Genomic DNA, 7,409 nt, shown 5'->3' with positions numbered 1-7,409 from the left:
GCGGTGTTTCACCAGCTAAGTTTGAGGAAGCGTATTTTTCTGAGTTAGAAACTGTCTAGTGAAAGCTGGGAAGTCCAAATTGACCGTTTGACAATTTATGGATTACAGTAAAAGATGGCGCAGCAACATGACTGTTCTGTGCAGATATAGTTAAAATACCTTTTAAAAAATTGCCCGAAATATTCATCTGTTAAGATGTATTTTCAACCTATAAGCGGCTTTTGGAGACGCCGCATTGAAGGCTAACAACTTATTATTTTATGCGGAAACTATTGTTATTTAAAATCAGAAACATAAACGCTTACCTGTAATTAATTTAGACAATATGTAGTCGGTAAATATTTATATAAAATAAATATGAAAAGTTTTAATAGCTAAGGTGCTCTCTCTTCAACAAGCTGATTAAATAGAATAAAAGCTTCATCTAATATTATATCTGACGAAATAGGGTTTAATATTTTTGCCCATATTTCATCAGTCTCTCTTTTTACCGGATCTTTAAAATCTAATGGAACTTCTGACTTAAAGAGAGATGCTAACTTAGTATCATCTCCCTTATTTATTTTAGAAAAATCAGGAACCAAAAAGTTGGATAATGTACCTTGTTCAAGTTTTCTCATTCCTTCTTGAGGTGTAGCCAACAATTCAAGTTGTAATTGGCCAAAAATACTTAATAACCAAGATGCCATTAACTTTCGAGTCAACCTATCTTTAATCTTTACCTTGATGAAGTTTGTTGACACGATAGTGTTCGGTTCTTCTAAAATACATACACGAGCAAACTTCCTAGTTGCTCTAGGGATTAAAACCTCACTACAAGCTGAAATCTTTTGATTGCTCTTCAAATCTTTTACTATTTGAGGAATAGGTTTGGACGCTTTAACTTGTTTACCTGCTGCCCTTGCTTCATTAGATAAAACATCTAAATATTTAGAAATAATAGTATTAAGTATTGCGTTGTCCGGAGTTCCATTCTCATATGCGGTTATAGTTGGAAATATTGCAATATCAGTAAGAGTATTAGAATCACAAATATTAGGCACATCTTTAGATGTATTAAGTCCATAACATTGCCAATTTTTTGGAATTAACCCTAACACTGGTTTCATAGCATCATCAGTTTGTGATATCGATGCTAATCTGGCATTTCCTTTACTTCCAAGTGTTCCTCGACTAATTATTTTTTTAACATCACTAGGATCTTCGCTAAATAAAGGAAGATATGTGAAATTTTTGTAGTTCTTTTCTATAAAACTAGCAGCCGCTATCCCTGCTCCTAGTAATCTACGCCAACCAGGTTTAGATTGCTTTGTAAAAACAGCACGATTTATTTGTGAAAAATTAACACCTCTAACTGAGTTATTTCTAGGATCATTGAGCCCAGAAATTAATTTGTTGATATCAACATTTGCAACACTTGATTTTATCTCAACAAGTTTAACATCGTCAGTAGGTGAGTTTTTTCTACCAACAACTAGTACCGTTTCTTTCATTACTTCAGAAAATAATCCTTCCATCGGGTAAGTGACTATGTGTGTTAGTCCAAAATCTTTGATTAGGAATTTTCTAAAGTTCTCTACTTCTTTACTTTGTCTTGTTAAATGTTGAATAGGGAGAATACAAGCAATAACAGTTTCGTTTTTAACTTGATTAAAAACCAATTCCAAAAAAACGGCCTCTAAAGCAATTTGACCTTCGTTCAATATTGACGCTTTACCTGTTAGAGTTCTAATTTTTGAGGCTAACGCTTGTTTTTTCTCACTACTTTCGATACCCGATAAATAGGGAGGGTTCATTAATACAACCTTTACTCGCTCACAGTCCTTGACCTCAATCTCTGAAATATTACTTATAGATACTAGTGGCCTATTAGTCCTGGAAATAGAATTAATAAAAGACATACCTAATCTTAATGTCAAAGGTTGCTTAAATCGTTCCTTGATTTCATTTGCCCAAATTTGGTTTGGTAAAACATTATTAAAACTTGGCTCTATCGAAGTAAGTAACCTACCACTACCCGCACATGGATCCCATATTATTTCATCTGCTTTCAATTGGCCGCCTAATGAGTCTTTAGCTACAACAGACAAAAGTCTAGCGAGTTCAGGATCTGTTTCTACTATGCCTTTCTCATGAGGTTTTAAAATTGAGTTAACGAGTTCAGCAATATCTTCACCGAAAGAACTCGCTTTACCCGCATTATATGCTTCCTCTAATACTTCTGAATTAAAACATTTAGGATCATTAGGTGTTGGAACTGGGTTGGAAAAAATTTGCTTAAAATCTAAGTTAGCCCCAGCTACAATGATTTTATTTGGTGTGGACTTATATGTTTCCACCGTTACAGGCCAGCCTAATTTTTTAATGGTATTTTTAAGAAATACCGAGTTTTCAGACATGCCAATTATATATTCAAAAGTTGCTGGTACGAAAAACTCATGCCAATCAGTAATATTATTAATTCTATTTTCTAATTCAATTCTTATATTGGTTAGTTTATCTAGGTATTCACCGTTATCATTAACAACTATTTCGATTACTTCAGTTAAAGTAATTATAAGTTTGTTGAAAAAAACTTTGTTGGAGTCAGTTATAAAACTTCCAACATTTTCATTTTTCAAGAACACTTGCTGGGTATGTGTTTCTTTTCTCGAGTCGCTATCTTTAAACACTTCAAACAACTCTAAATTACTTGAACAATAGTATTTAGAAGACATTGTGCCGCCTAAATTATTATAATAATCTCTAGCTTGTCTTCTTCCTGAAGAGCGAGTTGACATTGTAGTACGTTTTATTTCAAATGGAATTAGAACTTTTTTGGATAGCTTATTGATTATCACAAAATCAACTATGCCTGATGATGTTGTAAAATGATGAAGAACCTCGTATTCAGTATCGAGATTTAAAATCTTTAATGCATATTCTGTGGCTTCTTTAAAATAGGGATGAAAAACTCGAACTTCATCACTTGTTGTTTTAGGTAAAGGGTAGCTAGGATTGGAATTCATTAAAATACTTCCTTATAACTGAGTTAGCTTGGTCAACTACTTTCGCCTTTTCCTCTTTATTTATCAATAATTTATTTGCGACTTTTACAATGAAATCCACATCAGAAGGCTTTAGTTTATTCCAGTTGGGTAATTTTGCGTTTTTATATTCAAATAATTGGAGTTTAATTAGACCACTTCCCTGACTCCTACCTTCATTTAATATTTTATTAATGAATAAATCGCTGTTTAATAGTAGCCACGCTGCTTCAACTGGAAAGTTATGCTTTGGAGTTGAAGCATAAAAGTTATCAGATACATTAATATTATTTTTGTTTATTAAATGTCTGGGATTGTTTCTAATGTAATAATTAAAAATAATTGGAGCATTAACGTTATTATTTGTTAATCGACATTGTTCCTTTCCATTTATTTTAGCTTTGTTTTTAATCCATTTAATAAAACTTTCAGGCATTTGGTGATTTTTTTTAAATATATATGCTCTTTTATCAGGAAGCACAACATAGCCTTTAAGGTGCCCTTGTTTTATGAAGAAAGGGCTTGAAAGATAATAATAAGGATCTTCTTTTTTTGCTAAAAAGATATCTCTTTTAATAAAGCATGTTCCACGCTTTGTATCTAGAAGTTCATCTAAGTTTACGAGGTTACTATTTTTATCATTATCTAAGATTATATTTTCATTAATAACATCTCGTCTTTTCTTATAAATTAGAATATTTGCATCTACCAGAACTTCATCAAAAGGTGTTTTAATATGTTCAATACTAATTAACTCCGCATGCTTATTTAAAAGCTTAAGTGTTTTCTTTCCATATGCGGTTTCTTTTATTGCATCATAGACAATTGCACACATTACACCGCCGACTTTAAGGTCATTTAGTGTTTTCAAAAGAAAATAACAAAATAAATTTGATCGCTTATCAATTTTTACAGCGTATTTTTTTTCCAAAAAAGTGACATATTTATTTTTATTTTTTAATTCTTCATGTCGTAAATATGGAGGGTTTAATATTGCTCCATCAAATAAGCTTGTTAACGAATCATCCAATAAATAGTCTTCATTTTTTATCGAAGACTTTATTCTAAGTTCTGAATTAATTTTTGCTGTTAATTCGGAAAAACGCTGATCTATATCAAAACACGTAATAGAAAAGTTTTGATTTGTATTATTAGCTAATGCTTTCGAAAAAGTACCTGGGCCACACGCAGGATCGATTATATTGGCATCTTTGGTTAGATGTTTCAAAAGACTTCTAGACATTTGGTTTGCAAGATTATTTGGAGTCCAAACTTGACCTAGTTTGGGTTCTCTTTTTAGGTCGCTCAACATTATTTTAAGCAACCTTTTACAGCTTCAGCAACAGCTCTTGCCATTAATGGAGGTACAGCATTTCCTATTTGCATATGCAGTGATCTTTGACTGCGATAAATAGGCGTAAAATCATCTGGGAATGATTGTAACCGCATGGCTTCCCTGACAGTAATTAACCTTTGCTCTGAGTGATGGTAATTAGCTCCTACATTTGGCCTATTGAAGTACGTGTTTATGGTATAAGCAGGCTTTTCAGAATGAAGCCTTCCATATGTAGTTGTTCTCCCTCCTGTTTGTTTAAACTTTAAAATCCTAGTCGTAGATACGGAATCTGGAATATTCATATAATTTCCGCCAGGCGGGATATGCTTAACGAACTCTCGGTCCTTTTCTGACATAGTAGGCATTGATTGTAAGCTAACTAGCTCACCTGCTTTATTTCTCATTAAGTCAGAGTATGAAGAATGAGGCGATGATTTATATTGGATACATTTTTTACTCCCTTTGATTGTGGGAGAAGGAAGGTCATCCAGTGCTTCTGAGACGCTTATTTCTTTAGTGAATCTTTGATCATTTAGTATTTTTGCAAAATCCTTTAGTTTAGGGATAACTACATTGAAGTTTTCGTTTCTGTGTCCAATCAAAAATACTCGTTTTCTTTTCTGAGGTACAAAGTAATCCGTAGCTATTAACTTTTCTATTGTTACTTTATATCCTAACTCTTCAAACTGTTTTTTCAGATGTTCTGGTAATCGTTCACCATTGATTTTTGATGCTGTTAGTCCTGCTACATTTTCCATAACAAATACTTTAGGCATAACTTTTTGTATCACTTCCAAATAGGCAAAAACTAATTGGCCTCTAGGATCATCTTGAATTCTTTTGCCAACTAAAGAAAAAGACTGACATGGAGGCCCTCCGACAATGACATCTACGGCAGGCACTTCATCAATAATATCCCAAATATCTCTAACTACAGGTTTATGCCCTATAAGTTTTTCATAAGAAAAAGCAGCATCCTCACTCAATTCATTAGCCCATACAATATTGTAACCAGCTTGCGAGAAACCAAAATCTAATCCGCCACACCCAGAAAAGAGACCGGCCACTGTTATTTTCGTCATTTATTGAACCCTACTAAAAAGCAAATCACTTACTTTTAGCTAAATAATTTCACTGTTAATTTGGACAGTCGTTATTGGAACAAATATTCGTAAACATTTCACTAATTAATTATGATTAGTACAGTTATTTACAGAACTTAAGTAAGAGCCTTTTTGCCATTCTGGCAAATGGTAATTTTTGGCTTTGTACTGGTGTTTGTATGACCTAAAGCTTAGCTAAGAGCTTTAGCTATTTGAAATGTTGTATTTAACTGTAATTTTATCTAAATGTGATAGCTTTAGCTCTTTTTAGATAATAGGGAGCTTTAGCTAACTCGTTTCAGCTTTAGGTTATGCCTTTTCTACCTTCCATGAATAATGCCTTGTGATTATGGCTTTACCAGCGAACCACAAGCCTTTTACTTTGAGAGTGAGTTCACCATCGTAATAGCTTTGTAAGCACTCCCCAGTTTCCTCAGCGATGTTTAAGTCGTAATGTAACCTGATAGGTCTATCTTTTAGCTTTTTGTGTAAACCGCCCATAGCGAGTATATAGCCTTTCCAATCGCTATTATCCGCAGCAAAGCGAGCTTGTTCCAATAGGCTATCTTTTTTATCCTTAAACATTGAGCATAAACGTCTTAATTCGCGCCAAACTGATACGCTAGCACCGCCAATTTGTTGAAACTGGCGAATACACCAACACGATACCCACGCGTCAATACGTTGCGCTACAAGTAGTGAATCGTTACCAAACTTATCTTCGCCTACACCTTCACCATCTATATTTTTCGCTATGTATTTTAGAATGTAGCCAGTTGCAGAGCCTTTGTTCAATCCATTAATATTTGCTCAAGAGGATTTGAGCCTAACAGAAAGAGCATATCTAGATGGCTTTGAAGATGGGTTAAAGTCACTTGTTTTTGATGATGAGGATATAAGCAATAAGCTTATTTTTAAATCGAAAATGCAATCAGGTCTGTCACTTTACTGCACCGACAATTTCAAAAAGTTAGTTAACGATAACAACCTGACAGGGCTAGTTTTTAATACCGACTTACTCACATGCTTCTAAACTATCTGGCAGTAATACTTGAGCAGGTTTAGCTGTACTAGCTCAAATTTGTGATGTTTTATGCTCTAATGGCATGTGTTATTAGAGCATAATATGTGTTATTTATAACCATTATTGCACTTGTTGAATACGTTCATATTCATCCATTACTAATAATTTTTCCATCTCATTACGGTTATTAATCATAGTTTCGAAATCGCTTTGAATATATTTTAAAGCGGCATGAGGATTTATTCGTTTAATTCTTTCAAATTGAACGGCTTCTTCCTCATCATAAGCAAGGATTGCGAGCGTAATTTTATTTCGGTTTATGCCATTTGAAAATAAACCATCGCTGTCTAAACGAATTAAAACTTTTTCTAAAACGTTTAACCATTGCTCCCATTGGTCATCTACTTGCTCACTAGAGGCTGTGTAGTCTATGTCATCAAACTCATAACAGGCTTCTTCTGTATCATTAAAATATTCAGAGTACATTTCAAGGGAGGGGAAATCAGAAACGTTCCATTTAGCTAATAAAAAATCATCGTCTTCGTTGTCGTATTGTTCTGCAAAGACTTTTTTTAAATCTGAAAAAATATTAAACATTGGCAGCAGGCTGTAGCTTCCTGTGAAGTAAAACCCAATAACATAAAGCTCGCAACCGTGGTCTTGAATAATTTTAGTGAATGCTAATTTTGATTCTCTATATAAGATATCTTCAAAGTTTTCGATTTTATTCATTAGAGTCTAATTCCTTTTAAAGCGATTATTCTTCCTTCTTTGCTTATATTAAACTTTATTTATAAATAAAAAGCGAGTAAATATAAACCTACTCGCTTTACAATTTTGACAGCTAAAAGCTAAAAGCTAAAAGCTAAAAGCTAAAAGCTAAAAGCTAAAAGCTAAAAGCTAAAAGCTAAAAGCTAAAA

Annotated in this window: 5 protein-coding genes; all 5 read right to left on the bottom strand. The window is 33.3% G+C overall.

The features are described from left to right. Nucleotides 1–374 precede the first annotated feature (374 nt). Nucleotides 375–3,008, bottom strand: coding sequence for a BpuSI family type II restriction endonuclease (locus MTF68_RS19595; protein ID WP_248463408.1), 2,634 nt, complete (start codon nt 3,006–3,008; stop codon nt 375–377). Next, nucleotides 2,992–4,338 carry a class I SAM-dependent methyltransferase gene (locus MTF68_RS19590; RefSeq protein ID WP_248463406.1) on the bottom strand — a complete coding sequence of 449 codons (1,347 nt, stop codon included), beginning with the start codon at nt 4,336–4,338 and terminating at the stop codon, nt 2,992–2,994. The genes MTF68_RS19595 and MTF68_RS19590 overlap by 17 nt, the downstream gene beginning before the upstream one ends. After that, complete coding sequence (locus MTF68_RS19585; RefSeq protein ID WP_248463405.1) at nt 4,338–5,444, bottom strand: DNA cytosine methyltransferase; 1,107 nt, start codon at nt 5,442–5,444, stop codon at nt 4,338–4,340. Before MTF68_RS19585 ends, MTF68_RS19590 begins: the two co-directional genes overlap by 1 nt. A 330-nt stretch (nt 5,445–5,774) precedes the next feature. Beyond that, the gene (locus MTF68_RS19580; RefSeq protein WP_248463404.1) at nt 5,775–6,260 is read right to left on the bottom strand and encodes a replication endonuclease; all 486 of its coding nucleotides are present in this window, start codon (nt 6,258–6,260) and stop codon (nt 5,775–5,777) included. Nucleotides 6,261–6,609: 349 nt separating this feature from the next. Beyond that, nucleotides 6,610–7,221, bottom strand: coding sequence for a DUF4303 domain-containing protein (locus tag MTF68_RS19575; RefSeq protein WP_248463403.1), 612 nt, complete (start codon nt 7,219–7,221; stop codon nt 6,610–6,612). Between the last annotated feature and the right edge of the window lie 188 nt (nt 7,222–7,409).

The organism is Pseudoalteromonas sp. 2CM37A (assembly GCF_023161885.1).
GTDB classification, from domain to species: Bacteria; Pseudomonadota; Gammaproteobacteria; order Enterobacterales; family Alteromonadaceae; genus Pseudoalteromonas; species Pseudoalteromonas atlantica.
Note: the sequence above shows the minus strand (reverse complement) of the source record. Positions and strands in the feature narration are given on the sequence as shown.